This window comes from Paenibacillus sp. NPDC058898 (genome assembly GCF_049316025.1).
GTDB lineage: Bacteria > Bacillota > Bacilli > Paenibacillales > Paenibacillaceae > Paenibacillus_AQ.
Genome location: NZ_JBMOSM010000002.1, coordinates 310,244 through 336,673, shown reverse-complemented (window position 1 = coordinate 336,673; position 26,430 = coordinate 310,244). Strand labels below are relative to the sequence as shown.

Sequence of the window (26,430 nt, the reverse complement as noted above, 5' to 3'; positions counted from 1 at the left end):
CTGGTACTACCCCTTAGAGTAAGAAAAAATGCCAAGCTAGGCGCAATTCGGGCTTAGCGTATATTTTCGTTAAAATGTTGGCGGGACCCCTAATTCCAACATTCACAGCTATTATGCAGACTTTTCGTCATTGTTTGAAGTGAAAGAAATGGCCGATCAAATCAAACGCGATTATGGACATCTTAATGTGTTGATAAATAATGCAGGTGTAGGTGAAGGTGACCTAGAAGAAACGACCCGCGATCTTAGCAAGGATGGTTACGAATTGCGACTGGCCGTGAACTATTTGGCCCCGTTTCTGCTTACGAATGAACTGCTGCCTCTTCTGACCAATGCTCCTTCAAGAACCGTAAATGTCGCATCTATCGGGCAAGTTCTATTGATTTAACGAATCTCATGCTGAAAGATGAATACTCTCGTTTACATGCTTATTGAATATTTCGGTGGGCAGAGCCACTTGGTTAATTAGTGAGAGCCATGATGTTAACGAAATAGAGCCAGCAAGTTAATAAGGAGAGTCATCAGAATATGAGGGCTTTCCCATTTACAATGTTCAACTATCGTCTCCGTAATGCTGCTACCGCCGCGCATCCCACCTCCACCGTTTTACTATGTATATCCTTTTCTTGTGATAAAACATAACCCGCGGTGATTCTAGATCACCACGAATCACCACTCCCAGAATCCGCCGCCTCCGAAACTACCTGCCTGGAGGTCTGTCTTTGTTCAATTCACTAAAGAACTTTATTTCAATTAAATAACTTTATTTTCTTTCGTCAACAGATAATTTGCATATTCCCGACCCATGCGCTACGATATTTATATCGACAAATTTGCAGGTCTATACAAAGGAGGTTCGCACGCCCATGTGCCCCCGTACCAAAGAACAAAATGAGCTCATCCGCATGCAGCGTAGAGAACAGATCCTGGACGCCTCCGCACGGGCCTACTTCCGCACGGGCGGCAGTTTTGATATTCGCGACGTCGCCCGTGAGGCCGAGCTCGGTTACGGCACGGTATACCATTATTACCCGAACCGGCATTTATTAATAGAAGATGTGCTGGGCAGCGGCTTCCAGCGATGCGAGCAAGCCCTGGCAGAATGGGCAAACATCTGCGGTGGCAGCCCGGATGACAGGCAGCTGTTGACATATTGCAAAGCGCTGCTCCGGCTGTGGCAGTCGGACGCCCGCGCCTATCTCGTCTACAAAATGGCGGCGGAACATTATGCAGGCTTGCCTGAGAAGGATCGGCACCCCACCAAGAGACGATTCATGGAACAGCTGTACGTTCCGCTCCAATCGATCGCCCAGCGCGAAGACGACAGCGTCGACCATATGCTTGCCGTGTTGGTCGGCTGCTACGGGCTGCACTATTATGCGGGCAATTCCGACCTGGACGTCAATCGAATCGCTCAACTCGCTATGCAAGCTATTACGAAGGAGTCCTGATACGAACATGGTCATCTTAAAAAGCAAGCATGAAATCGAGGCCATCCGCAAGGCATGCCAAGTGGTGGCCGAATGCCATCGTACAATCGCCCCGCTCATCAAACCGGGTATCACGACGAACGAAATTGAGCGCATATTCGAGGTCATTATTTTGAAGCATGGCGCAAAGCCATACGAGAAGGGCTACAAGGGCTATCAATATGCGACCTGTGCCTCCGTCAACGACGTGATCGCGCATGGTTTTCCTAGCGATAAGCCACTTGAGGAAGGCGATATCGTGACGATCGACACGGTGGCGGAGCTCGACGGCTGGCTCGGCGACGTGACGAGCGCGATTCAGCAGCATGCGGAATCGCACGGCTTCGGCGTCGTGCGCGACCTTCTCGCCCATGGCATCGGCCGGGGCCTGCACGAGGAGCCGACTTATATGCATGTCGGCAAGCCCGGCAAAGGCCTCCGCATCAAGGAAGGTATGGTGTTCACGATCGAGCCCATGATCACCGAAGGCACCTACTACATGACAATCGATCCGGATGGCTGGACCGCGCGGACGCTGGACCGCAAGCTCGCCGCCCAATACGAGCATACGGTCGCCATCACAGCTGAAGGTCCACAAATCCTGACCGCGCAATAGAATAATTAGAGGCCGACCACGAGATGGTCGGCTTCTTTTGTGCGCTTGGCAGCGCATCGTACTAAAGGGTGAAAGTCCCGAGCGCACCGCGAGGTGACGGAAGCGCATAGCTGACCCATAGTGCTCTGTCCGTGAGGAAGGGTGCGGAGGATGGGAAGGCAAACACCGGAACAGGCGGCATACGCCATGATGGCTGGCGAAGCCGGATAACCCTGCAAGAGAAGGGAACGTCCAATACCACCAAAGGCTTCGAAAGTTAGGAGGGCTGGATTCGGGGGAAAGACGATGACGTGACCCAAGGAGGTCTCATCGTTTCCGCAACGCGGTAAGCTGTTGGACAAATCCGCTATGGATAAGACAACGGTTATGGATGGTGAGAAGTCATACGAAGGGATAGTAGCGAAGAAGCTCGCAGGAAAAGCCGCAATGGCGAGTGAATCGGCGCAGTAGAAAATAACACGTGAATTTTCTACGGTATGGACTCCCGCAACAATTCTGCTTCAGGAGGCAATTGATGAACATCATCCCCAATGGGGATAATCACGGAGGAACCGGATGCGAGGATCCGCACGTCCTGGTTCTGTGAGAGGCCCATGATTTTTCATGGGCCTACTCGATTTACGTATTCGGCATAGCATCTCTCTTCATCCGAAACATGCGCCTCATCCGCTCTCTTATAGAGCTCAAAGGCATTTTCCGGTTAATGGCTGGCTCCGATATTAGGTAGTCGATAGCTCGTTCCCGTCTTCAAGCCGAAGCAGGTTCGCGGACAGCGAATCCTCAAGGATCGTGATGAGGCTGCTCGCCTGGGCGCGATCACATCCCAGTACGACGAATTCATCTCCGGCAACCGCGCGACAAAATCGAAAACGCCGGCTGACTCGGACAATAACCGTGCCAGATGACGCAATGTAAGGTCTCCCAATCGAGCAATTCTGTCCTTTATTTCAACTACGGTCCCATTTCATTATTCTGCCCGCTAGTTTAGTCCCATACTGGCTCTCGCGATTAACGTAGTGGCTCTATTTTATTAACAGGGTGGCTCTCATTCATTAACTCATTGGCGCTGTGGCACCGAAATATTCACTTATACACGCAATAAACTCGCGGTGATTGTCTGGACATTCGAGTTAGCCGAACGATATGGAACCAAACAAGTGACCTTTAATGCATTTCATCCTGGGTCCCAGCTTAATACGAAGATGGTCCAACAAAGCGGATTCGAACCATTCGGGAATGTGCAGTCAGGGGCCGATTCCATCTTCCATCTCGCTATATCCTCGGAGGTAGACGGGACGAATGGGAATTACTTTAATGAGAAGCAGCCGGATCAGGCAAAAGAGCAAGCCAATGATCGTGATTTCCGCTTAAAGCTTTGGGAGGCTAGCGAGACTTTAATCCGCAAAATCGTAACCATGAGCAAATAGTCTTGTTTCGATTTTGCTGATGGAGGCATGGTCACGCCGAGACAGGCTCATTTCTTACATCGATCGGATCGTCGATACGTATTTGGCTGCGAAGGATCGGGAGGAGGACAAGGATGGAGACGAAAAAGAGGAGTAGTCCAGGAAAAGCATGGGCTTATGTCATCACGGGAGGGCCCCAGAAGAAGCGCTTCAACCGCGTGGGCCTGCTCGACAATGAGTGCCAGGTGCTCCTCACGGGTGCATACGGTACCATAAAAAAATTGCGAGTGTGTCGAATTCGCCGTTATCTGTTCGTCGTCTGAATAGGGGCTCAAATATTTGCCTGGCAGGTATGTTTCGCTCGGATCCTGGCTATGGCCGGAGCCAGGCATTCCTGACAATCCGGGTACCTGGCTGATGACAACGGAAGCGGCGCGCAATCGATTGGGCAAATCGACATCCCTGCCATTATTTCTGTGACGATCTTGAATATCGTGATATAAACGACCTCAACCATGTAGCCTTGTAGCACACTTGCTACATTTATTGAAATGATAAGAAATTCATCTATACCTCTTGACTCTCACCCTTACGTAAGGGTTTAAAATAGACTTAGTTCGTAGCAAGAGGAGGTGTGAAAAAATTTATAAAATTGGGCAACTGGCCGACAAAGCCGGTATATCTATTCGGACGCTGCGCTATTATGATGAACTGGAAATTCTAAAACCCTCCTATGTGTCGGAAGCTGGTTATCGGTACTATAACCATGAAGACATCATGAAGCTGCATCATATTGCTATGTTGAAGCAGCTTGGCTTCACGCTGCCGCAAATTCGCACCCTGTTTGAAGAAGAGGCCGGATGGTCTCGTGCAGAACGCTGGACGCACGAAATTCGTTTGCAGCTAAACATGATTGATAAGGAGAAGAAAAAGCTCGCCATGCTCGAACGCATGCTCCATACAACGCTTCGCACGATCGAACTACGGGAGGATATTCCGGCAGAAGAGCTGCTCCTCTTCATCCACTCGCTTCAAATGGCGGATGGCGAGAACGCAGCGAATTCTGTTCAGCGTGAAAACCGCCGCCAACAGTTTAATTCCGATGAGCTACCGATCATCGAAGCGCTGCCGCGACTCGATTCGGACGATCACAGGGCAGATGAATGGATTCACTTGCTACGGGACATTCGCGATCACCTCGGGGAGCCGCCGAATTCGCCGAAATCGAGGCAGTTGGCGAAGCGGGTACTTGAATTAGGAGAACAGTGGTTCCAAGGGCGGGAGGATGTACAGGAGAAGTATTGGGATTGGATTCGTCCCGAGCCTGGCGGCGAGGAGAAGGTTCTTGGCTTGGATGAAGCTACCATGGCGTACATGGACAGGATCGTCGATGAATATTTGCGGGAGGATCAGACTGCCCCGTCGGATAAACATGAAAGGAAGTGAGTGTAGTTGAACGAGCAAGTCGCTTGGAAGAAAAACCGCAAGCCAATCACGAAAAACAAGGCATGGGCTTATGTCGTAATTGGAGGCGCTCTTGAAATTGTCTGGGCCTCTGGATTCAAATATGAAGAGATTCCTTCTATTATTGTGCTGATTGCGCTATTAACAAGCTTCGACCTTGTGATTGAGGCAACCAAGATTTTGCCTGTGGGCACAACCTACGCCGTCTTTGCCGGCATCGGTACAGTCGGCACAATCGGCGTAGAAGCCTTTTTCACCGGCGAGCTGAGCCTGCTTAGAATAGGCATTATTTTGCTGCTACTCCTGTTTATCTTCGGGTTGAAGATGACAAGCGGAGAGGAGCGATACTGATGAATTGGACGTTGCTCATCTTCGCCGGATTGCTAGAGGTTGTCGGTGTCATTGGAATTAAGCGCGTATCCGTTCGCAGCAATTGGATCAATAACCTCATCCTGATCTGCGGATTTCTCGCCAGCTTCCTGCTGCTGCTCAAGGCTCTGGAGACCATTCCGCTGTCAACCGCTTACGCCGTCTGGACTGGAATTGGAACCGTCGGTGCAACCATCTTGGGCATGTTGTTTTTCAAAGAATCCAAAAACCCGCTTCGCCTTTTGTGCATCCTAGGTGTCATCGGCTGCATTATCGGGCTTCGGCTAGTCGAATAATTGAAGGAGCCGGGGAGGAATCTGACCAAAGAAAGGTGAGATAGCTATGCTTACACAGGAAAAAAGAGGGATTTTTGTGATCACTGGGGTTATGGCCTCGGGAAAGTCGACGGTCGCTCAACTGCTTGCTGAAAAATTTGATAAAGGCGTTCATTTGCGCGGAGATACATTCCGAAGGATGATCGTGAGCGGAAGAGAGGAAATGTTGCCGGACTCGGAAGGAGAGGCGATCAATCAGCTTCGCTTGCGTCACCAAATTACCGCTGCTGCCGCAGATGCTTACTTTGAAGCGGGGTTTAACGTCGTGATACAGGATGTTATTATGGGTTCCATGCTTCAGGAAACCGTAGCGTTTCTTCGAAATCGTCCGTTGTACGTTGTTGTGCTGACGCCAAATCAGGAAGTGATAGCAAACAGGGAAGCAGCTCGACCGAAAAAAGGGTACGGTTTGTGGACGGTAGCTGAGCTTGACCGCAGATTGCGCGAAGAAACGCCTAAGATCGGTATGTGGCTTGACTCTTCCGATCAATCCGCCGGTGAAACCGTGGAGCAGATTTGGCAGAAAGTATGGTCGGAAGCTATTGTTTGAATATAAATGACCCTGCGCGGCGATGCGTTGATCAAACACATTCTTTGCGGGCGCTTTTAGAATTTGAACTATTAGTATTAGTATTAGAATTCTCTTGTGTAAATATAAATATGAAATTCCGCTAAAGGAGGTAAAACTGCAAATAGGATAGCCTCTCATATTCTGATGGCAATCGGAGGTAAGTTAATGTTAAGAAATTCAATATTTATCGTTTTAACCATGATCGTATTCCTTGTCGGTTGCAGTAATGAACCTCAAAAGAATACTGCAAACACTCAGAACCCGTCGGATCTGGAGCAGAGTAACGAATCGGCCAAAAATATTCCAAACACTCAGAAGCCGTCAGAGTCCGGACAGAATAGCGAATCGGAAGAGAATAGTTCAACCATTCCGAACACCCCGGATTCAAAACAAAGCAAACCTCCAATTGAATTAACGGATGAACAAATATTAATGAAACCTCCGGGACGTCTTACCGGTACCGACTATGATGAACAGAATGTTCAGGAGGCTTTGGACAAATTGCCAACTGATCTGACAGCCGATCAATATATGGAAGAACTACTCCTCTTGTTGGCTGAAGACTATCGCCCCTATGTGTCCACTTTCATTAATTTTGAATCTGATATTACTGTGAATAATCAGCGGCCTAATGCAAAAATTACTTTGCCCACCAGTAGGAAGCTGCATATTTCAATTTTGCTGGATGCAAGCGGCAGCATGAATGCAAAGATTAATGGTAAATCAAAAATGGATTCCGCAAAAGAAGCCATTCAGAGCTTCGGGGGTAAGCTGCCCAAAAATGCAGAGGTATCGTTGCGGGTTTATGGGCATAAGGGAACAGGAAGTAATGAAGATAAACCACTATCATGCAGCAGTACTGAAGAAATTTTTCATGGTCAAGGCGTACAGACAGACCAAATAAAAAACGCGCTTGAAGATGTGAACCCTGCCGGATGGACGCCTATTGCGAATGCGCTGGAATCTGTAAAGCAGGATATAGATCCCGAGACGACCGATTCGGTCGTATATGTGGTAAGTGATGGAATTGAGACATGCGGAGGCGATCCCGTACAGGTTGCCAAAGAGCTCCATCAATCCAAGGTGAAGACCGTTGTTAATATTATTGGCTTTGATGTGGATAATGAAGGTCAAAAAATCCTCCGGCAGGTTGCTGCATCCGGCGGCGGAGAGTTTACTTCCATCGATAATGACGAAGCGCTGAAAAATTATTTGAACAAGGCGTATGAAAAATTGCGCGGCGAGTGGACGCGTTGGATAGAAAAGGGAGCAGGGCAGGCCAATATTCAAAAAGAAAAGAAACAGGGTGAGCTCAATAGGACACGGGAAACGATGCAGCGTCTGGCGAACCAAGAAAATTCGAATTTGCAGGAAGCCCTCAAATACCTGAAAACGAAGAAAGAAAGTGATTTCTCCTGGAATGATATCTACAAAAAAATTAACGAACGCAAAAGTTTTGCATGGGGTTACGCAGATAAAACGGGCAGGCGTTTATATAACGAAGTTTCCCAAAACGGTAAGCAGGTGTATGACGACATCAAGGATGAAGGAAATAAGAATATCGATGATTTGACGGATAAAATAAAAAATTAGCAGCGCACGCTTTGAGGGATTTTTTTGCAGATGCGCTGCAGGAAAAGTTATGGTAGCGGAAAGGGATATTTGTCTTCCATAGTCAAGATCATTGAGGGCACCTCTTCTAAATGGTAGTGGAAGCTCGAAGATGATTAAGGGCTATCGACAACGCATTCGATTCCGATGTTTTAATGCTAAACGAAACGGATGCTACACGTCAAGCAGAGGGCTGGCGTCGCTAGTGACGCTAAACCCTCTGCTTTTTATTATTCAAGAAAAAGAAATTGTAATGAGCTTACTCAAGTTTGTAAAAACTTGTCGCACAATTAATGCTGACGGACAGTTCGTCCGGTTGCTTGATACCGAAGCATAAGGTCAGATTGCCTTGCGGATCGAAATCGACCAGTAATACTTTTTTTCCTTCATGAGATAAGGCATGAGCAAGATTATAAGCGGTAGTGGTTTTGCCCGTACCGCCTTTCTGATTAGCAATGGTAATCGTCGTCGCTTGGGTTGTTGTCATTAGAAACCCTCCCTGGAGTCAAAGCTCCGCTTTAATTGTCAATGGTAGGGAGCGGGCTGGGTTCTTGAATCGTTCTCTCCGAGTTCTCGCAAACGTCCAAATTCTGCGACTTTTTCGCCTCATTTCAGAATTCCTTATGGTGCTTGGGATTCAACAAAAAAACCGCCAACAACCTTGATTTTACAAGGCTTTTGACGGGTTCTAAATTCCTCATCCTTGACTTAGATTCCGCTTGTGTTACAATGACGTAGAAGTTTCAGGTCCGTGTGGGCTAACCCCCGTGGAGGTTCGAGTCCTCTCGCCGGTATTACTTTACTAAGAGCAGTTCATTAGATTAAAAATCTAGTGGACTGTTTTTATTTTTATTACTTCATTCATTCGGTTTGCGGAAGTGACCTTGGAACTGAATTCCAAGTGAGTATAGATGTTGGCTGTGGTGGAATAGACACTGTGACCCAGCCATTCTTGTACTTCTTTCATGCTAACGCCAATTGCTATGGCACGAACCCTACTGGTCATAGCCTATAGCATGCTGAAAAACAAAGAAGCTTACCTAGAAGGCCGACCCCAAAAACGAGCAAGTTAATTAGTGCTACCAACCCATAGATCGTCTAAACATGGACTCATGGAAATGGAGATCCCGGGCATTGTATTGCCCAAAAACAGAAATTCGTCCATTCATCTGGTTACCCTTATTTTCACAGAAAAACTGTCTGTAGGCCGCGAATAAGTTGTCCCGAGGCAGCTCCGACAAAACCGGCCTGCTCCAGTGAAATATTAAGGTTCGGTACTAATAGCGCTTCCATTGCTAATTCATCTTCAATGGAATGAAGAACAGGATGGCTGTCTACCAGCACCAAGTCTACAACCTCCAGTCCCTGGCTCCAACAAACGACCAACTGTTTCAACCGCGATCAGTCCTCCCATGCGCTCTACATCCGCAATCGTAATGCCAACAACTGGTCCCAGCCCTTGTTCATCCAGGTGTCGAAGCAGCAAATGGAAGCAGTTTATTGTTCCCAGACCTATACATGGAATACCACATGAAGCGGACCAGATTCCCCGCCGCCATAATAAGTGAACACTGCGTTGCTGCCAGTATTCAGTTGGGGCAGGACTTCGCTCAACGTTCCCCCCATCTCTGTTTCATGCTTCATAGAATCGCCCTTGAAACCGTCAGTTTGGCTAATTGTATTATTTTTTACATTATGAGGAAAGAAAATCAGTGAGCTCTGCTACTGTTGGATCGTTCAACATTTGCCGCAGAAAGGCATCAAACGGAATGGACTGACCGTCACAAGCATAATTACTCAATCGCGCAGCTTCCCGTCAACCTGAGCCATGATTAGTGAATTCGCACCATGTTATGCGGAGGGCCCCCTGCCTATTGATAATAAGGGACGGAATCCGCTAAATAATCATGCCTTGTCTTGACGCCGGGCCGGAGCAGCCGTATGGTACAAGTGACAAGAACTGACAATCGTAGGGAGATAGATGCTCAAGAAGGGGGAAATATGAATACATTCACAGCCTATGGCCGGCAGCTCCGGCGGCAGATCGCCGGCAGGTATTACCGGATATCCATCAAACAGAGGATTCTGTTCTCGTTCATCGTGCTGATTACGCTGTCCATCACTGCAATGGGCACCTTCTCGTATTGGATTGCCGCGCAGGAGATCGAGGATAATGCCTACGCCGGCAGTCGGGAGACCGTAAGCAAAACTGCCCAGCTTCTGGATTCTCGCCTGAATGATGTGGCGCTGTCCGTGCAGTCCCTGATGCTGAGCGATGCGTACCGCAAGATGATGCTCGATGTGTTCAGCCATGATGTGTCGAATTACTACGTACATCTGTCCGATCTGCAGTATGTCCTCTCGCAGGCAATGTTCAATCAGCCGATCATTGAGAATGTGCTGATCGTTACCCCGATTGGCGATTTCTATCCCACTACGCAGATCCGGGCGCAGGACAATTCGTTCTACGGCTCGGAATTATATGATCTGAGCAAGGAGCAGCCGGGCGGCTACTGGGCCAAAGGACATTATGACCGGTTGTTCACAGGCAGCCAGCGGGTGGTCTCCTTCGTAGTCCGGGGAATTTATGAATACCCTTACACGCCGATCAGCAATGTATTTATTGTGGTCAATATCAGGGAGAGCCGGATAGATGAGCTGTTGAATACAGGCGGAGAACAAGCAGGGAGAAATTATTATCTGGTGAACGGGGAAGGAGAGGCGGTGGTGGAGTCCCGCTGGCCGTTCCGGGGCAGGTTCCCCTGGAAGCCGGTGCTTGCAGAAGCCGGAAAAGCAGCCGATCCGCAGGATCACTACTACAGCTATGGCGGCAAGGAATATCTGGTGAATTATACAAGCTCAGCCGTATCACCCGACTGGATCATCTCAGGTATGCAGTCGCGGGACCAGTTGCTGGGTAAGCTGCAGCGGGTGCAGCGCATTACCCTCTATGTAATCGTTGTCTTCCTGCTGGCGACCTGGCTGATTTCCAATAAGCTAACATCTGTACTGCTGAAGCCCCTGTTCAAGCTGCGGCGACTGATGCGCAGAGTCGAAGAGAACCAGCTCAGTGTGGTGTATGAGAGCCGTTATGAGGACGAGATTGCCCAGGTCGGCTTTCAGTTCAACCGGATGATGTCGGAGATTAAGACGCTGATCTCGGATGTGAAGGCGAAGGAGAAGGACAAGCGTCATGCAGAGATCCGTGCCCTTACGGCGCAGATGGAGCCGCACTTTCTGTACAATACGTTGAATACCATCTATTGCAAATCGGTCATGGGCGAGAATGACGATGTGAATGAGATGATCCTGTCGTTGTCGCAGATGTTCCAGATCGGGCTCAGCGGCGGCAAGGATCTGATTACCCTTGCGGATGAGCTTTCCCACATGCGGCAGTATTTCGCCATTCAGCAGAAATGCTATGAAGGACTGTTTGAATACACGGTGACGGTAGAGGACGAGGCCCTGCTGTCCTGCCTGCTGCCGAAGATCATCCTGCAGCCGGTGGTGGAGAACAGCATTCAGCATGGATTCAGCGACATGACAATAGGAGGCAGGATAGACATCACGGTCAGCCGGGAGCAGGGGCTGCTGCATATTTGCATTACCGACAACGGACGGGGGCTTGATGCTGCAAGGGTCAAGCAGGGGATGGTCAGGGCACCGCAGTCGAGGAAAGGTTATGCCCTGTTCAACATCAGGCACCGGCTGGCCTTGTATTACGGGAACGAAGCCCGTATGGACGTTAGCGGCGAACCATGTAAGGGATCACGGACGGATCTGTGGATTCCCGCAGAGGAGGAGAGTTGAAGGATGGACCAAAAGCTGGAGCCGGAAAGGTTCAAATTATGTGTAATCGACGATATCAAAAGTGTGGTGGAGATGGTCTCGCGCAAGCCGCCGTGGCAGGAGCACGGTATTGAGGTAACAGGTACGGCGCTTAACGGCGAAGCGGGACTGCAGATCATCCGCAAGACCCGGCCGGACATTGTGCTGACGGATATCCGGATGCCAAGAATGGACGGCCTACAGATGACCCGGGCGATTCTGGAGGTGCTGCCGGACTGCAAGATTATTATCCTCAGCGCCTACTCGGAGTTCTCTTATGCCCAGGAAGCCATCCGGCTGGGGGCGCTTGATTTCGTGAAGAAGCCCTTTTCCCTGGAGGAGATTGTGAATGCAGTGCTGAAGGCCAGGGAGCTGTGCCGGGAGGAGCGTCAGGAGACCGCCAGACTTGCTGTGATGGAGGCCAAAATCAAGGAAAGTCTGCCTATCCTCCGCCAGGAATATCTCACCTTCCTGCTGCACCACCAGACGACAGAAGCGGATGCCCGTTCCCGCTGGGCCTATCTTGATATCCCGCTGGACCAGCATGATTTCTTCGTGTTTGTCGCCGAAATCGATCATTTTGCGGAGAAGCTGAGCGGCCAGCCTGTGCAGGAGGTCGAGCTGCTAAGGTTCAGCCTGCACAATATTCTCGAAGAGACGATTTCCGCCCTGACCCGCGGCGTTATTATCCGGGAGGCGACAGACCGGTACGTCTGTATCATGAACGGCTCAGACCCGGAGACCGCCGCGCTGATTACGGAGGCCTGCTGCATGAATGTAAGCCGCTTCTCGCGTCATACCATTTCTATTGGCGTGGGCCTGGGCACAGCGGCGATTCAGGAGCTGGGCACGGCGTACAGGCAGGCGCTTAGCGCGCTGGGGTATCATTTCTATACCGGGGGCAACGGGGTATATCATTATAGCAATATCGAGAATAAACCTCTCTCGCTCCACAGCTATTCCGCCGCCGCCGAGCAGGAGCTGCTGTTCGCCCTGCGTTCCGGCAATTCCGCCAAAAGCCTGCAGGTGCTGGACCAGCTGTTCGCGGAGCTGCTGGACAGCGGGCTTTTGCCTGAGCCGCGTTATGTTGAAAGTGTCGGCTATGAGCTGAGCTCCAGGATCTGCCGGGTCCTGCTGGAGCAGTTCCCTTATGGGCAGGTGGAGCCGCTGGAACTCAGAATTGCTGCCATGAAGAACCAGGTGCATCCTTCCCTTCAAGATATACGGGACCTGCTGTCCTGGCTCTGCCGGGAGGCCTGTGCGCTGGTGGAGCAAGCCCGTTCTCTGGAGTCCACGCGGATTATCCGTCAGGCCGTCGAATATATCCATAGTCATCTGGACACGGGGCTGTCGCTGGAGCAGATGGCGAAGCAGATTAACCTTAGCCAGGGGTATTTCTCCAATCTGTTCAAGAAGGTTCAGGGAATTTCGTTTCAGCAGTATGTGATGCATGAGAAGATGGAGAAGGCCAAGGCGATGCTGATCAGCGGCCGACAGGTTCAGGAGATCGCCCAGGATCTCGGGTATGAGCACAGGCGCTATTTCAGCGAGGTGTTCAAGAAATATACCGGCATGACCCCGTCCGAGTTCAAATTGTATTATCTTGGAAAAGAATAGGAATCAGCAGGGGAGGGATTTCCGCAGGGCGGAGATTACCTCCCTTGTCTGTATCCAACTCCTGCAGAAATCTGCCCTTAATGTGGGCTTACCCGCCTTATCTGGATGCGCCTATCGAACTATAATCAGGTTGTAAGCGAATACAGCAGGGATATATAAGGGGGCACTACCAATGATGAAGCGTATGCTAATGACATCTCTGAGCCTGGTCCTGGCACTTGGCTTGGCAGCCTGCGGCAACGGTAACAGCAACGGCGGCAATGCTGCTGAAGGCACGGGAAACGGGGCGACAGCCGGCTCGGGGGGGAAAACTAAAATCAGCTACTGGACAGGCGACCGCCACGATGCGGATTTCGTGAAGGAGAAGGTAGCCGAGTTCAACGCAACCAATACTGACGGGATTGAGGTGGAGCTGGTCGTCAAGGGCGACGACTTCGATACCGCGCTCGATCTGTCCTTCCAGACCTCCGATGCACCGGATGTGATCCGGGTGAAGGAGAATACCATCCAGACCTTCTACAAAAAAGGCTTTCTCGCTCCTATTGACGAGTTCCTGAACGATGAGCTGAAGGCGAAATTCCCGGCCATGCCGGATCTGAATGAATTCGACGGCAAGCGTTACAGTCTGCCGAACTATGGAACGACCATGCGTCTGGTGTACAACAAGGATCTGTTCGCCAAAGCGGGTATTGAACATCCGCCGACTACCCTGCAGGAGCTGGTGGATACAGCCAAGAAATTGACAGAAGCCGGCAAAGCGGACGGCGCTTACGGCTTCGCCCTTAACTTCAAGAGCCCCGGCAGTGCGTTCGCACGTTCGGCACGGGTGGTTGCGGAGATGAGCGGCTATGGCGGCTTCGGGTATGATTTCAAGACAGCCCGCTACGACTTCAGCGGCTTCGAGCCGATCATCAATGCCTTTAAGCAGATCAGGGACGACGGCAGCATGCTGCCGGGTGTAGAATCGCTGGATATTGATCCGCTGCGGGCGCAGTTTGCGGAAGGCAAGATCGGAATGTATATGTCCTACTCCTCAGAGCCTGGCGTCTACAAGAATCAGTTCCCGGCCAAGATTGACTGGGCGGCCGCTCCGGTTCCTACCATCGACGGCACCGTGAAGGGGGCTTCCGGCTTCCTCGGGGGCCAATGGCTGGCGCTGAGCTCGAAATCAGAGCATAAAGAAGCAGCCTGGAAGTTCATGGAGTTCATGTACGGCGATCAGGTGCTGACGGATTATCAGGAAAAAGGCTTCGGCATCTCCATGGTTCCATCCATTAGCGCAGCAGCCAAGACACCGGATGTGAACGGCATTGAAGGCTTCCTGCCGAACAAGCACGATGGGGTGTGGCCGGTCTATCCGTCTGTAGCACCGGAAGGAATGAAATCGGATGACGCCTTCTTCAAATATATGCTGAACGGCGGCGACCTGAAGGCGGTTATCGCTGATCTGAACAAACGCTATAACGCTGCACTGGACAGTGTGATTGCGAATGACGGCATAAAGGCTGAGCCGGATACCGGCTTTGATCCCGCCGCTCTGGGCGGCAAGTTCGCCAAGTAGACAGAAGGTTAGGGATAGAGATGTAGGCCGGGATAGCGGGGGATGAGGGAGCAACTCCCTCATCCCTCTGCTCTGGTCGTAAAGGAAAGGAGCCGGAAGAAACCAGATGAACAAAACGAAACATGCCTTATTTTCATACAGTTTTATCTTTCCAAGTGCCTTGCTCACGTTGGTTCTCGGGATTTACCCGATTGCCTGGGCGTTCCGCTATATGTTCTATGATTACAAAGGGTTCGGAACGGCGCGGTTTACCGGTCTGGCCAATTTCAGCCGCATTCTGAAGGACACCCAGTTCTGGGATTCGGTGGTGAATACATTTGTCTATGCTGGCGGCAAGCTGCTGATCACCATTCCGCTGGCCCTGCTGCTGGCAGTCATATTGAACCGGGGGCTGCGGGGCAGACAACTGCTGCGGGGGATTTTCTTCATGCCGACCGTCATCAGTACCGCTGTAATGGCCGTAGTCTTCTTCACGATTTTCAACTCATATAACGGGATTCTCAACCAGTTTCTGATCCGCCTGGGCCTCTCCGATTCCGGTGTGGACTGGCTGGGGCCGAAATATGCCATGCTCACCGTCATTCTGGTTGCGGCCTGGGGGGCGGTCGGCAATTATATGCTGCTCTTCCTCGCCGGTCTGCAGAATATTCCGGAGGATGTGTATGAGGCGTCTTCCCTGGACGGGGCAGGCAGAATCCAGCAGTTCCGCTATGTCACCCTGCCGATGCTCGGACCTGTGATGCAGATGGTTATTATGCTGGCGATCATTACAGCCCTGAAGGGTTACGAGAGCATCATGGTTCTGACTGAAGGAGGTCCTGTAGGCAAGACAGAGGTCATGTTCCTGTATTTGTACAAATTATTTTTCCCTGTCGGCGGGAGCAGCGCGGCGGTTCAGGTCCAGGAGTTCGGATACGGCAGTGCGGTCGCCTTTGTGTCTGCGGTCATTGTAGGGATGATATCACTCATTTATTTCTACGCATCCAGACGCATGAATCAGACCGATTGAGGAGAGAGGCTATTATGAGACTAAGAACCATACTGGGCAATATCATCCTGTGGATTTTTTTGCTGGCTGTTGCTTTTATTACGCTGATTCCGGTCGTTATCACCATCCTGGGCTCCTTCAAGACTAATGCTGAGCTTACTGCGGGAGCGACCTTCCTGCCGGCGAGCTGGCACTTCTCGAACTATGCCGAAGCCTGGGCGCAGGCCAATTTCTCCAGGTATACCCTGAACAGCCTGATTGTCTCCCTGGCGGCGGTGGTCGGCACGCTGCTGGTATCATCCATGGCGGCTTATGTGGTGGACCGGATGGATTTTGCCGGCAAAAAATTGTATATCGGACTGCAATCCTTCACCATGTTCGTGGCTGTAGGGGCGGTCGTGCTGCGTCCGCAGTTCGATCTGATGGTTAAGCTTCATCTGCACAGCAGCCTGTGGGGCGTTATATTGATTCTGATCTCCGCCCATGCTTCGATCTTCTTCATTCTCTCCAGCTTCATGAAGGGGATTCCCCGCGAGCTGGACGAGGCGGCGCTGATGGATGGCAGCTCTCCCGGCCGGACCTTCTGGCGGATCATTCTGCCGCTGCTCGGACCCGGACTTGGCGTAGGTGCCCTGTTCACCTTCCGCGGCGCGTGGAATGAATATCTGCTGCCGCTCGTGTTCACGATGACGAAGCCGGAGCTGCAGACGCTGACCGTCGGGCTGGCGAACCTGAAATACGGGATTTCGGCCGCTTCTCAGACCCACTATATGATGGCGGGCGCCTGCTTGTCCATTCTGCCGATTCTCGTGGCCTATCTGTTCGCCAACAAATCCTTCATGCAGATGACGGCCGGTTCCCTCAAAGGGTAGCGGTCCGACCCTGCGCAACCCATATTCCATATTTAACATTCAAGGAGGTACACCCCATGACTCAACACGCTCCGGCAATTCTGCAATCTGCCCCGTTCATCCGGCGGTATCCGGGCAATCCGGTGCTGGATGCAACGAAGGTTCCTTACCCCACCGCACTGGTATTCAATGCCGGTGTAACGAAATTTAACGGCAAGTATGTGATGATCTTCCGTAATGATTACGGCTCACTGGTCGATCAGACGCTTGAGCCGCACCACACCACGGATCTCGGCATTGCTTACAGTGACGACGGGCTGAGCTGGACCGCCGGCCCGAAGCCAGTGTTCAAAATGCATGACGAGGAAATTATCCGCGCCTACGACCCGCGCCTGACCGTGATCGGCGGCCGTTGTTATATGTGTTTTGCCGTGGATACGCACCATGGCATCCGCGGCGGAATTGCCGTTACCGATGATCTGGAACACTTCGAGGTGCTCAGCCTGTCTACACCGGACCTGCGCAATATGGTACTGTTTCCCGAGTTGATCGGCGGCAAGTATGTCCGGCTGGAGCGTCCCTTCACGGTATACAGCCGCGGCGGCCGGGACCGCTTCGATGCCTGGATCTCCGAGTCGCCGGACCTGAAGCATTGGGGCAACTCCAGCCTACTGCTCGCCGTTGAGCAGGTGCCGTTTGCCAATGACAAGGTCGGCCCGGCCGCACCTCCGGTCCGGACGGATAAGGGCTGGCTGACCACCTTCCATGCGGTGGATGTGGACCCGGCCAGAGGCAAGCACGGTTGGGAGGACACCTGGAAGAAGCGCTATACCGCCGGAATTATGCTGCTGGATCTGGAGGACCCCCGCAAGGTGATCGGCATGAGCAGGCAGCCGCTGCTGGCACCGGAGACAGATTATGAGATTGGCGGGGGCTTCCGCAATCATGTGATTTTTCCGGGAGGGATGATTCTGGAGGATGACGGCGAGGTCAAGATCTATTACGGCTCTGCGGATACGGTGGAATGTCTGGCAACGGCCCATGTGGACGATCTGCTCCGGCTCTGTCTGGAGCCGGAGCATAGATAAGATTGGAAGCAGGCTGAGGGCGGAAATGCGGAGTAACAGTGGGGCCATGTGCCATGATTGGAGCGGCTTGCGCGGAGATTGTGCATGAAGTGCAACAATGCTAGATCAATAGCAGCGACCGTGGGGAGATTGTGCATAAAATGCAACAATACAGCTCAGTAGTAGCGACCAACGCAGAAATCCTGCACAAGGTGCAACAAAACCGGGGCTGCACTTTAAAAGGAAACTTTGCTGATGCAGAAAAGGTTAGTATTACTCTGCCACTTCCGAAGCTGAACAGGAATATGTCGACTTTATGAAAAGAGTAATAGAGCATCACTGGTGAAATCATTATTCACTGATGACAGAGTATTTTCTAAAAAATATGAAAGAGGTGTTTATTTATGTTAAAACGGTTAAAGTTTTTAAGTTTAATTGTTTGTATGCTCGCCAGTCTTGTAGCTGTCGTTCCTTTGTCAGCAAGTGCGGCGGGTACAATTGTAAGCTATCCATTACCGTCGATCTATACCACGACCAGTCAATACACGGTAACAGCTGACTCTACCAATATACCGGTAATCGACACTTCGGAGGTATTTGTAAACTATAATTATTGTAATTTCTCTTTTTCAGGTACGACTACAATCACAATAACAGCAAGCGAGCCAATCAATACCTATAATATTTCTCCCAAAGCTCTGGGAATCACTGCAACAAAGAGCGGAAATACACTTACATTTACACTTTCAGCACCAACCTATCTTATCGTTAAAATCAATAACCTGAAAGATCTGGTTATTGCGGCAGATGCTCTTGAAACCAATGTTCCGGCTTCATCCGGTACAGGGATATACAATGTTAAAACTCAATACGGTGCCGACAGTACCGGTGCCACTTTGGCTACAACTGCAATACAAAACGCCATCAATGCGGCTAACGCAGCAGGTGGCGGTATCGTATACGTTCCAGCCGGAGTGTACAAGAGCGGAAACCTTGTTTTAAAAAGCAATGTTTCGGTTTATCTGGAGGGTGGTTCTGTTATAAGGGGTTCAGGAAATCCAAGCGATTACACTACCCATTTCCATAAGAATTCTCTGAATAAGGATGGGACATGGTTTATTTATACCGAAACCAATGCAAACAATATTAAGATATACGGCAGAGGGACTATTGACGGCAATGGCCATTATATGAGAAATACAAACAATTATTTGAACAATATTCTTGTACCCTTGCAGTGCAGCAACTTCACGGTTGACGGCATAACCATAAGAGACAGCGGTGGCTGGGCTACAATCGTTACAAGATCTAATAACGTAACATTCCAGAATACAAAGCACTTCAACAACAATGAACTTGATTATGAAAATGATGCTATAGACATTCAAGAGAGCCAGAATGTACTCATAAAGCACACGGTAGCAGTATCAGAGGATGACACCTACTCATTTAAGACCTGGGATGTAGCCACTACGGATATAGCTGCAAACTGGCCGGGAACTCCTGAAAACCAGTCAAATGTAGTTGTGGATGATGCTTTGGCTTGGAGCAGATGTGGAGCATTCAAGGTTGGAGATGGAGTGAAACAGCTTCAGGATGGCATCGTTGTTAAAAACTCTTATGTATACAGATGCTGGCGCGCTTTAGCGGTAGGTCATCTTTATGGGACTCCAGCAGCACAAAACATCATATTTGACAATATAGATGTAGAAGGCTTCTGGCCAAGATCCGGTGTTCACTCCAGGTGGTTTGATCTTTCTGCAAAAAGCGGTCCGATAAAAAATGTGGTCTATAATAATATCAATTTACGCGCTTTAGGTGAAGTTTCAATAATGAAGGGTTGGAGTGACACATCTACTGTCTCCGGAGTTACATTAAACAATGTTCGCGTCGGTGGAGTTGCGGCAACTACACTCGCAGAATTGAAAATAACAGATACTAACAGCTATGCTGCAGCTCCCAAATTCAACACATTGAAATTTGAAGCGGAAGGTTATAACCTTAGTTCAGGTGTTATATCCTATGAGGCAAGCACTGATGGTGGGCTGGATGTTGGTGGAGGGAGTAATGGCGACTATATAGCATTTAAAAATGTAGACTTTGGTAGTACAGCTAAAACAAGCATTGATTTGAAGGTTGCATCCGCTAATTCCGGCGGAAGGATCGAATTCCACTTGGATAGTCCTACAGGCACTATGCTGGGTTATTGGACGGCAGAAAGCACAGGCGGATGGCAGACATGGTCAGTCAAGAATATCCCGCTTAATGCCGGGACAGCTGTAGGAACCCATACGGTATATGTTACTTTTGTTAAGTCAGATTCAACCACAGTTGCAAATTTAACTTGGTTCCAGTTCAAATAGAATGGAAATTGTTTGATTTAATTGCAATAGATGGATAAAGGGGTATATCACCGGCACCAAATGCATTTATCAGTAGTTCATTAGATCAATAGATCATGTGTCTAATTCGGCGTTTTTAGCGTTTGAGTGAGCTACCAGGTAATATGTTCGATACTGTAATTACATCCTACACTTTCCGTCCTAAGGTCTTGTAAAATAGATCTAGCCAATTGCTCTTGGGAACAGCAATCTCCTGAGAACTATCATGCATCCTTAAGTAAGAGGCAGCAAGCCGGGTGGCATTCAGGTTTTTATTCCTGATTCCTCCAGGCTTTTTGTTTTACATTATCAATGCGCATTTCCAAATAAATTGCGTAAACGTTTTAACAAAGAATTGGTTAAAAAAGGAGGTTTTAAATAAGGGAAACAACGGGTTAACGTTTCTAGTTTTTTTTGAGGAGTGGCTGACAGGTTAGATTCTAATAAAAATTGTATGATTTTTCCTGAGATTTACTCGATACCAATGAAAGACTTGATTTAATGTTATAATATATGCCACAAATACAAAGTTATATTAAAATTTAAGTTAAATACCAAACAAATACCTAACATAAAAATGTTAGATATTAAAAATGTAACCGTTTTATTTTTTGATTTTTCGAAAAAAAACCTATTGTAATCTGATTGATCATGAACTACAATAAAATCAGAAATTGCGTAAACGTTTACATTTTTAGAGTGGGAAATGAACTCATATCGTTTATTATCAAAGGGAAATATTGAGAAAACGTTATGACTTTAAACTAAAGGAAGGGGGGTGGCTATGACGAACAAGGAAATTACAATTAAGGACGTAGCCAAGCAAGCAAATGTATCTGTAGCTACAGTATCCCGAGTGATGAATGGACGAGATCGCGTAAGTGAAGCCACTCGCAAGAAAATACTCAAAATAATCGAAGAGATGAACTTCGTTCCGAATACGATGGCTGCATCGATGGTCAATAAAAAAACCAACATGCTGTCCGTCGTGGTGCCGGAGATTCAGAATCCCTTCTACACCGCAGTCATTGGCGGTATGGTAGAGGTGGCCAAGAAGGAAGGCTTCTTTACTCTAGTAGTCTCCACGAATAGCGATGAGGCAGAGGAGGAAGAATTTTTTGAAAGCTTCCTAGGGAAAAATGTGGATGGAATCATCTTAATCGGTACGCATAAGGATGCAGAGTTTTACCGGAACATTCGCAAGCCTACCATCCTTGTCGACCGTTATATCAACGATTGCGGCCACGATGGTGTCTTAATCGACAACTTCCGCGGCGCGTACGAAGCGACCAAGCATTTCGTGGACTATGGTCATGAACGCATTGCCATTATAGATGGGGCGCATGATTTTAACGATGGCAAGGACCGTTATTGGGGATATCGTCAAGCTATGCATGAGAGCGGCCTGACACCCGATCCTGCCTATCACAAGCAGGGGAATTGGCTGGAAGAGGACGGCTACCGATTTACGACGGAGCTTATGCAATCCGAGCAGCCACCGACAGCTATATTTGCGGCTAACAACGTCATCTGTACGGGTGCGATTAAAGCGATACGCGATTTGAATCTCCAAATCGGAGAGGATATTTCTTTAATTGGCTTTGATGATAACGAGCTTGCCCAGTTCGTGCAGCCAAGAGTGACCGTGGTCAGCAGACCGACAAGAGAGATGGGAATTCAAGCGGCGGAAATGCTCATTCAAAAAATCAAGGGAGAGCCTAAAGAACGGACGAAGCTGAAAAAAATGATATTGGATGTTGAATTGAAGAAATTCGGCTCAGTCAAAAGACTGAAGGAGTAATACTGGGGGGAGAGCTATGGCGAAAATCTTGGTAGTGGGCAGCATGAATATGGACATTGTCACACAGGTTGAGCGTCACCCCATTCCCGGCGAAACGATACAGGGCAACGAGACCCGTTTCTTTATTGGGGGCAAGGGGGCTAACCAGGCGGTTGCCGCGTCTCGCTCCGGAGCTTCGGTCGCTATGGCGGGTGCACTGGGCTCGGATTCCTTTGGGATCGACATACGCAGGGAATTGGCGGAGGCTAGGATTGATCTTGATCATGTTATCGAGAAGCCGTGTATGACGGGGCTTGCTTTGATTACAATCGATGGAGCAGGCGAGAACAACATTATTTTATCCTCAGGCGCTAATGGAAGGTATGGTGCAGACGAGGTAGATAAATTGGACCTCTCTGGTTTCGACGTCATTTTGCTGCAAAATGAAATATCATCGGCAGCCAATCAAAGGGTGCTGGATAAAGCGGCAGAGCAACGTATTCCGGTATTTATGAATCCAGCTCCAATTGACGGGTTTGACCAGAGCCAACTGAGCAAGGTCACTTTCCTCATTCTGAATGAGGTCGAGGCGGAGGAGCTGAGCGGCATCCGTATTGAAGGAAGCAGCCAGGCTCTGGAGGCCGGAAAGAAACTGCTTAATGACGGCATTCCTCATCTCATTATTACTTTGGGAAGCAAAGGCTCTATCTATATGGACCAATCCGGAAGGCAAATCACATTAACCGCATTTTCGGTTGACGTAGTGGATACGACAGCGGCCGGAGACACCTTCATCGGAGCGTTCGCAGCGAAATATGTAACGGGAGCGGAGCTGCGCGATTGTCTGTGCTACGCGACAGCGGCATCGGCGCTGGCTGTATCTGAACCAGGTGCCCAAAGCTCGATTCCGACAGAAGAACAGGTACAATCGTTTCTTACGGTGTAGAACAATAGGTTAATAAGACCGTTATAAAAAAAAGGTAATATACGGGGTTTCTTTCCTGGAAAGGGACACCTGTATTCTCAGACTTTGGTGATTTAACGCTTAGTCTTGTTAAAGTTATCCAAAAAGCAGCTCAGTAAGGTGAATAGGAGGTCGAACGATGAGGCATCCGGTTTTGAAAATGGAAGGCATCAGCAAGGAATTCCCAGGGGTCAAAGCGTTATCCGATGTTAGCTTTGAGCTCTATCCGGGCGAAGTCCATGCGCTTATGGGGGAGAACGGAGCAGGGAAATCCACGCTGATGAAAATTTTGTCCGGCGTATATTCACCGACGCAAGGAACGATCAGACTGAAGGGCAAAGAAGTGACATTCGGCAACCCGCTTGACGCCCAGCGGCAAGGAGTGTCCATTATCCATCAGGAATTCAATTTGTTTTCTAATTTGACAGCCGCGGAAAATATATTTATCGACCGTCCGGAAATGGTGGGCAAATTCGGCCGGATACAGTGGTCCAAAATGTATGACGAGGCGCAGCGTTTGGTTGATTCCATAGGGGGAGGTGAAATTGATGTCCGCCAGGAGGTCCGGCATCTTGGCGTTCACAGCCAGCAAGTAATCGAAATTGCGAAAGCGCTGTCTTTTCAGGCGGATGTGCTCATTATGGATGAACCGTCAGCGGCGCTTCCGGAAAACGAAGTGAAAAAAATGTTTGATGTGGTCAACCGGCTCCGGGCGCAGGGCGTAGCCATCGTGTATGTCTCTCACCGCATGAAGGAAATATTTGAAATTGCGGATAAGGTAACGGTGCTGCGGGATGGAGCCAAGATTGATACCCGTGGAATCGAAGAGGTTACCGAACAGAGCTTGATTCAAATGATGGTGGGCAAAGAGGTTGGCCAGCTATATCCGGTAAGGGAGAAGAAGCACGATCAAGAGGTTGTGCTGAAGGTCGAGCAGTTGTCGCTCGATTCCGCACACTGTGTATCTTTTGAGCTGCGAAAAGGAGAGATATTAGGGCTGTTCGGCGTTCCGGGTTCGGGCACGCACACGATTGCCGAGCGTTTATTCGGTCTAAAGCGGGGAACGGGTGAAATCACTATTCGTGGCGCAGCGGTGAAAATCAATAATCCGAGCCAGGCCAAAGCAAAGAAGATTGCTTATGTTCCGCCGGATCGTCACCGTCAAGGCATCATTAAACCGATGTCAATTCGGCAAAATCTGTCCATTCCGATGCTGCCGCAGCTTTCAAAGTATACGGTGCTGGACGAGGCGCGGATTAAAGAGATGAGCAAGGAGTATATGGAGAAGCTTCGAATAAAAGCGCCCAACGATGGCCAAAGCGTAGACTTTCTGAGTGGCGGCAACCAGCAAAAGGTTGTGATTGGCAAATGGCTTGCAGCGAATCCCGATATTCTTATTCTGGAGGAGCCGACCCGGGGAGTTGACGTCGGAGCGAAGGCGGAGATCTACAATATTATTCATCAACTGGCCCAGGAAGGCTTGAGCATCCTGCTGATTTCGTCCGAAATGCCGGAGGTGATTGGACTCTGTGATCGGATCCTGGTGCTATACAAAGGCACGATCGTGCATGAATTTGCACATGGCGAGGCTGATCAGGAACAATTGCTGCAGCGTGCTTCACATCCGCTTTCAGAAGGAGGCCGCATATGAAACGCCTACTAAATGTGCATGAAGCGCCTATTATTTTATTTACCATTCTCGTTACGCTGTTGTTTTCCATTATATCTCCTGACTTCTTGCAATTCGAAAATATAAGGCTGATTCTGGATCAGAACATCTCCATGTTCATCGTGGCGATCGGGATGACGATGGTCATTCTGCTGGGGGGCATGGATTTATCCGTCGGCTCCGTGCTGGCAGTGACAGCGACTTCTGTCGGATTGTTTCTCAGCCATGGCATCCATCCATGGATTGCAGCCGCTATGGGGATATGCATCGGGGTTCTATGCGGCATGGTCAATGGTTATTTCATTGCGGTTAGGAAAATACCGGACATCATCGTCACCTTGGCCACCATGTATATCTTCAGAGGCATTGCGGTAGGGATCAGCGGAGGAACCTGGATGACGAACTTTCCGGGAGGATTTCGATTCTTCGGACAAGGGTATTTGCTCGGCATTTCCTTCCCGCTGCTAATAGCCGTCATTCTTATCGCGGTCTTCATTTATTTAATGAAATTCGCCCGTGAGGGCCGAAGAATCTACTCCATTGGCGGGAATGGACCAGCAGCCAAGCTGGCGGGAATCAGCGTAGCCCGAACCAAGTTTAAGGTCTATGTATTAACCGGCTTGCTAGTCGGGATCGCCTCGGTTATTTTCGCAGCAAAGGTAGGCAGTGTGCAAGCCTCGACAGCAGGCAGCGGTTTAGCGTTTGAAGTCATGGCAGCCGTTCTTATCGGCGGGGGAAGCATCTTTGGAGGAGTCGGCACCATAGCCGGAACGATGCTGGGTGTGCTCTTTATGGGCATTGTCAAAAACGGGCTCATTATATCCAAGGTTTCACCGTTCTGGGTTGATGCTGCAACCGGTTTTCTGATTATTCTGGCAATTGTCATTAATACGCTGCAGCGTATAAGGCAAAACAAAGGAAAAGAGGGGGATTTGGTATGAGTACATGGACAAGCCGGTTCCCGCTTAGGGGAAATAAGCTGATCGTTCAAATGCTGCTGCTGCTCGTCATTATCGTGCTGTTCAGCTTCTTGTCTCCCTATTTCCTGACCGTCACTAACTTTATGAATGTGCTGAACCAGATGGTTGAAGTAGGGCTGATCGCCATACCGATGACCATGATCATCATATCCGGTGCCATGGATCTTTCGGTAGGCTCAATTCTCGCTTTCTCCGCTGTAAGTATGGGAGTTGCCTTTGAGCGGGGCCTCGATATATGGATCAGCGTGATCATTGGGCTGCTGGCTGGCTTGCTGTGCGGGGCGGTTAACGGCTATCTGATCGCAAGGCACCGAATGCAGGCGATCGTCGTCACCATTGGCATGCTCGTGATGCTGCGGGGTCTGGTCTACGTAATCAATCAGGGCAGACCCATTAGCGGCTTTCCGGATGCATTCTACTTTATGGGCCAGCAGTATGTCGGCGGCATTCCGGTTAATGCGATTTTCCTAGTGGTGATGTTCCTTCTGGCCAGCTTTGTCATGAAGAAAACAAGATTCAGCACTTATGTGTACGGCATTGGCAACAATGAAGAGGTTGTCCGCTACTCAGGTATCTCGGTCGTACGCATCCGGTTTATCCTCTTTATGCTTAGCGGATTGTTTTCGGCCTTGGCGGGTATATTTCTGGTGTCGCGTCTGGCAAGCGCAGAGGCGACATCGGGTACCAATATAGAGCTCGATGTCATTACAGCGACTCTGATAGGGGGCACACATATTTTTGGAGGAAGGGGGAGTCTTTCAGGCACATTTGTCGGGCTGCTAATCATCGTGTTTTTGCGTAATGGATTGAATCTGTTAGGTGTATCCGTGCTTTACCAGGCAGTCATATTAGGGGCATTGCTTCTGCTTGCTGTAGGAAACAAAAAATTCAATGGAGAGTGAA

The 26,430-nt window shown here is 49.6% G+C and carries 25 protein-coding genes; 22 read left to right on the top strand and 3 right to left on the bottom strand.

Annotation, left to right across the window (positions count from 1 at the left end):
* Positions 1-100: 100 nt before the first annotated feature.
* From ACOZB4_RS05780 to ACOZB4_RS05735, 10 genes are all read left to right on the top strand, one after another.
* Positions 101-388 (top strand): SDR family oxidoreductase, encoded by a 288-nt coding sequence (locus tag ACOZB4_RS05780; RefSeq protein ID WP_379414326.1) that lies wholly within the window; start codon positions 101-103, stop codon positions 386-388.
* Positions 389-866: 478 nt separating this feature from the next.
* Positions 867-1,451, top strand: coding sequence for a TetR/AcrR family transcriptional regulator (locus tag ACOZB4_RS05775; RefSeq protein ID WP_379414182.1), 585 nt, complete (start codon positions 867-869; stop codon positions 1,449-1,451).
* 7 nt (positions 1,452-1,458) lie between these two features.
* Positions 1,459-2,085 (top strand): type I methionyl aminopeptidase, encoded by a 627-nt coding sequence (locus ACOZB4_RS05770; protein ID WP_379414186.1) that lies wholly within the window; start codon positions 1,459-1,461, stop codon positions 2,083-2,085.
* Positions 2,086-3,194: 1,109 nt separating this feature from the next.
* Entirely contained in the window at positions 3,195-3,512 is a 318-nt protein-coding gene (locus ACOZB4_RS05765) for a hypothetical protein (protein WP_379414191.1), read from the top strand.
* A 318-nt stretch (positions 3,513-3,830) separates the two neighbouring features.
* Complete coding sequence (locus ACOZB4_RS05760; protein ID WP_379414197.1) at positions 3,831-3,971, top strand: hypothetical protein; 141 nt, start codon at positions 3,831-3,833, stop codon at positions 3,969-3,971.
* A gap of 126 nt (positions 3,972-4,097) precedes the next feature.
* Positions 4,098-4,937, top strand: a complete 840-nt coding sequence (locus ACOZB4_RS05755) for a MerR family transcriptional regulator (RefSeq protein WP_422759521.1) — start codon at positions 4,098-4,100, stop codon at positions 4,935-4,937.
* 6 nt (positions 4,938-4,943) lie between these two features.
* Positions 4,944-5,306, top strand: a complete 363-nt coding sequence (locus ACOZB4_RS05750) for a DMT family transporter (protein ID WP_379414199.1) — start codon at positions 4,944-4,946, stop codon at positions 5,304-5,306.
* Positions 5,306-5,620 carry a DMT family transporter gene (locus ACOZB4_RS05745; protein ID WP_379414202.1) on the top strand — a complete coding sequence of 105 codons (315 nt, stop codon included), beginning with the start codon at positions 5,306-5,308 and terminating at the stop codon, positions 5,618-5,620. Before ACOZB4_RS05750 ends, ACOZB4_RS05745 begins: the two co-directional genes overlap by 1 nt.
* A 46-nt stretch (positions 5,621-5,666) precedes the next feature.
* On the top strand, positions 5,667-6,209 hold the full coding sequence (locus ACOZB4_RS05740; RefSeq protein ID WP_379414207.1) for a phosphotransferase-like protein: 543 nt from the start codon (positions 5,667-5,669) through the stop codon (positions 6,207-6,209).
* Between the two features lie 186 nt (positions 6,210-6,395).
* Positions 6,396-7,823 carry a VWA domain-containing protein gene (locus tag ACOZB4_RS05735; RefSeq protein ID WP_379414214.1) on the top strand — a complete coding sequence of 476 codons (1,428 nt, stop codon included), beginning with the start codon at positions 6,396-6,398 and terminating at the stop codon, positions 7,821-7,823.
* 277 nt (positions 7,824-8,100) lie between these two features.
* On the opposite strand, the gene ACOZB4_RS05730 is transcribed toward ACOZB4_RS05735, so the two are convergent.
* The 3 genes from ACOZB4_RS05730 to ACOZB4_RS05720 form a co-directional block, all read right to left on the bottom strand.
* Positions 8,101-8,328 (bottom strand): ParA family protein, encoded by a 228-nt coding sequence (locus ACOZB4_RS05730; protein ID WP_379414228.1) that lies wholly within the window; start codon positions 8,326-8,328, stop codon positions 8,101-8,103.
* Between the two features lie 698 nt (positions 8,329-9,026).
* Positions 9,027-9,236: a hypothetical protein gene (locus ACOZB4_RS05725; RefSeq protein ID WP_144023516.1), complete on the bottom strand. Its 210-nt coding sequence runs from the start codon at positions 9,234-9,236 to the stop codon at positions 9,027-9,029.
* A 117-nt stretch (positions 9,237-9,353) separates the two neighbouring features.
* A complete protein-coding gene (locus ACOZB4_RS05720; RefSeq protein ID WP_379414231.1) occupies positions 9,354-9,485 on the bottom strand; it encodes a hypothetical protein in 132 nt (43 codons plus the stop codon).
* A gap of 357 nt (positions 9,486-9,842) precedes the next feature.
* Between ACOZB4_RS05720 and ACOZB4_RS05715 the strand changes: the two genes are divergently transcribed.
* The 12 genes from ACOZB4_RS05715 to ACOZB4_RS05660 all read left to right on the top strand — a co-directional run bounded on the left by ACOZB4_RS05715 (position 9,843) and on the right by ACOZB4_RS05660 (position 26,429).
* Positions 9,843-11,651 carry a cache domain-containing sensor histidine kinase gene (locus tag ACOZB4_RS05715; protein ID WP_379414234.1) on the top strand — a complete coding sequence of 603 codons (1,809 nt, stop codon included), beginning with the start codon at positions 9,843-9,845 and terminating at the stop codon, positions 11,649-11,651.
* Positions 11,652-11,654: 3 nt separating this feature from the next.
* Positions 11,655-13,286 (top strand): response regulator, encoded by a 1,632-nt coding sequence (locus tag ACOZB4_RS05710; RefSeq protein WP_379414239.1) that lies wholly within the window; start codon positions 11,655-11,657, stop codon positions 13,284-13,286.
* Between the two features lie 172 nt (positions 13,287-13,458).
* Positions 13,459-14,847, top strand: a complete 1,389-nt coding sequence (locus ACOZB4_RS05705) for an ABC transporter substrate-binding protein (RefSeq protein WP_076325679.1) — start codon at positions 13,459-13,461, stop codon at positions 14,845-14,847.
* A gap of 106 nt (positions 14,848-14,953) precedes the next feature.
* Positions 14,954-15,856: a carbohydrate ABC transporter permease gene (locus ACOZB4_RS05700; RefSeq protein ID WP_018751892.1), complete on the top strand. Its 903-nt coding sequence runs from the start codon at positions 14,954-14,956 to the stop codon at positions 15,854-15,856.
* 14 nt (positions 15,857-15,870) lie between these two features.
* On the top strand, positions 15,871-16,707 hold the full coding sequence (locus ACOZB4_RS05695) for a carbohydrate ABC transporter permease (RefSeq protein ID WP_018751893.1): 837 nt from the start codon (positions 15,871-15,873) through the stop codon (positions 16,705-16,707).
* 56 nt (positions 16,708-16,763) lie between these two features.
* Positions 16,764-17,774, top strand: a complete 1,011-nt coding sequence (locus tag ACOZB4_RS05690; RefSeq protein WP_144023517.1) for a glycoside hydrolase family 130 protein — start codon at positions 16,764-16,766, stop codon at positions 17,772-17,774.
* A gap of 383 nt (positions 17,775-18,157) precedes the next feature.
* Entirely contained in the window at positions 18,158-20,116 is a 1,959-nt protein-coding gene (locus ACOZB4_RS05685; protein WP_379414264.1) for a carbohydrate-binding protein, read from the top strand.
* 802 nt (positions 20,117-20,918) lie between these two features.
* Positions 20,919-21,935: a LacI family DNA-binding transcriptional regulator gene (locus ACOZB4_RS05680; protein WP_379414267.1), complete on the top strand. Its 1,017-nt coding sequence runs from the start codon at positions 20,919-20,921 to the stop codon at positions 21,933-21,935.
* A gap of 16 nt (positions 21,936-21,951) precedes the next feature.
* Entirely contained in the window at positions 21,952-22,860 is a 909-nt protein-coding gene (locus ACOZB4_RS05675) for a ribokinase (RefSeq protein ID WP_098748096.1), read from the top strand.
* Positions 22,861-23,017: 157 nt separating this feature from the next.
* The gene (locus tag ACOZB4_RS05670) at positions 23,018-24,529 is read left to right on the top strand and encodes a sugar ABC transporter ATP-binding protein (protein ID WP_076325686.1); all 1,512 of its coding nucleotides are present in this window, start codon (positions 23,018-23,020) and stop codon (positions 24,527-24,529) included.
* Entirely contained in the window at positions 24,526-25,488 is a 963-nt protein-coding gene (locus tag ACOZB4_RS05665; RefSeq protein WP_098748090.1) for an ABC transporter permease, read from the top strand. The genes ACOZB4_RS05670 and ACOZB4_RS05665 overlap by 4 nt, the downstream gene beginning before the upstream one ends.
* A complete protein-coding gene (locus tag ACOZB4_RS05660; RefSeq protein WP_076325688.1) occupies positions 25,485-26,429 on the top strand; it encodes an ABC transporter permease in 945 nt (314 codons plus the stop codon). Before ACOZB4_RS05665 ends, ACOZB4_RS05660 begins: the two co-directional genes overlap by 4 nt.
* Position 26,430: the final 1 nt, after the last annotated feature.

Bases quoted from the DNA above. Each gene is read 5' to 3' on its own strand.
- ACOZB4_RS05720 (WP_379414231.1), bottom strand. From the start codon at position 9,485: ATGAAGCATGAAACAGAGATGGGGGGAACGTTGAGCGAAGTCCTGCCC.
- ACOZB4_RS05685 (WP_379414264.1), top strand. From the start codon at position 18,158: ATGTTAAAACGGTTAAAGTTTTTAAGTTTAATTGTTTGTATGCTCGCC.
- ACOZB4_RS05695 (WP_018751893.1), top strand. From the start codon at position 15,871: ATGAGACTAAGAACCATACTGGGCAATATCATCCTGTGGATTTTTTTG.
- ACOZB4_RS05735 (WP_379414214.1), top strand. From the start codon at position 6,396: ATGTTAAGAAATTCAATATTTATCGTTTTAACCATGATCGTATTCCTT.
- ACOZB4_RS05705 (WP_076325679.1), top strand. From the start codon at position 13,459: ATGATGAAGCGTATGCTAATGACATCTCTGAGCCTGGTCCTGGCACTT.
- ACOZB4_RS05740 (WP_379414207.1), top strand. From the start codon at position 5,667: ATGCTTACACAGGAAAAAAGAGGGATTTTTGTGATCACTGGGGTTATG.
- ACOZB4_RS05675 (WP_098748096.1), top strand. From the start codon at position 21,952: ATGGCGAAAATCTTGGTAGTGGGCAGCATGAATATGGACATTGTCACA.
- ACOZB4_RS05730 (WP_379414228.1), bottom strand. From the start codon at position 8,328: ATGACAACAACCCAAGCGACGACGATTACCATTGCTAATCAGAAAGGC.
- ACOZB4_RS05770 (WP_379414186.1), top strand. From the start codon at position 1,459: ATGGTCATCTTAAAAAGCAAGCATGAAATCGAGGCCATCCGCAAGGCA.
- ACOZB4_RS05715 (WP_379414234.1), top strand. From the start codon at position 9,843: ATGAATACATTCACAGCCTATGGCCGGCAGCTCCGGCGGCAGATCGCC.
- ACOZB4_RS05665 (WP_098748090.1), top strand. From the start codon at position 24,526: ATGAAACGCCTACTAAATGTGCATGAAGCGCCTATTATTTTATTTACC.
- ACOZB4_RS05670 (WP_076325686.1), top strand. From the start codon at position 23,018: ATGAGGCATCCGGTTTTGAAAATGGAAGGCATCAGCAAGGAATTCCCA.
- ACOZB4_RS05680 (WP_379414267.1), top strand. From the start codon at position 20,919: ATGACGAACAAGGAAATTACAATTAAGGACGTAGCCAAGCAAGCAAAT.
- ACOZB4_RS05690 (WP_144023517.1), top strand. From the start codon at position 16,764: ATGACTCAACACGCTCCGGCAATTCTGCAATCTGCCCCGTTCATCCGG.
- ACOZB4_RS05710 (WP_379414239.1), top strand. From the start codon at position 11,655: ATGGACCAAAAGCTGGAGCCGGAAAGGTTCAAATTATGTGTAATCGAC.
- ACOZB4_RS05745 (WP_379414202.1), top strand. From the start codon at position 5,306: ATGAATTGGACGTTGCTCATCTTCGCCGGATTGCTAGAGGTTGTCGGT.
- ACOZB4_RS05775 (WP_379414182.1), top strand. From the start codon at position 867: ATGTGCCCCCGTACCAAAGAACAAAATGAGCTCATCCGCATGCAGCGT.
- ACOZB4_RS05660 (WP_076325688.1), top strand. From the start codon at position 25,485: ATGAGTACATGGACAAGCCGGTTCCCGCTTAGGGGAAATAAGCTGATC.
- ACOZB4_RS05700 (WP_018751892.1), top strand. From the start codon at position 14,954: ATGAACAAAACGAAACATGCCTTATTTTCATACAGTTTTATCTTTCCA.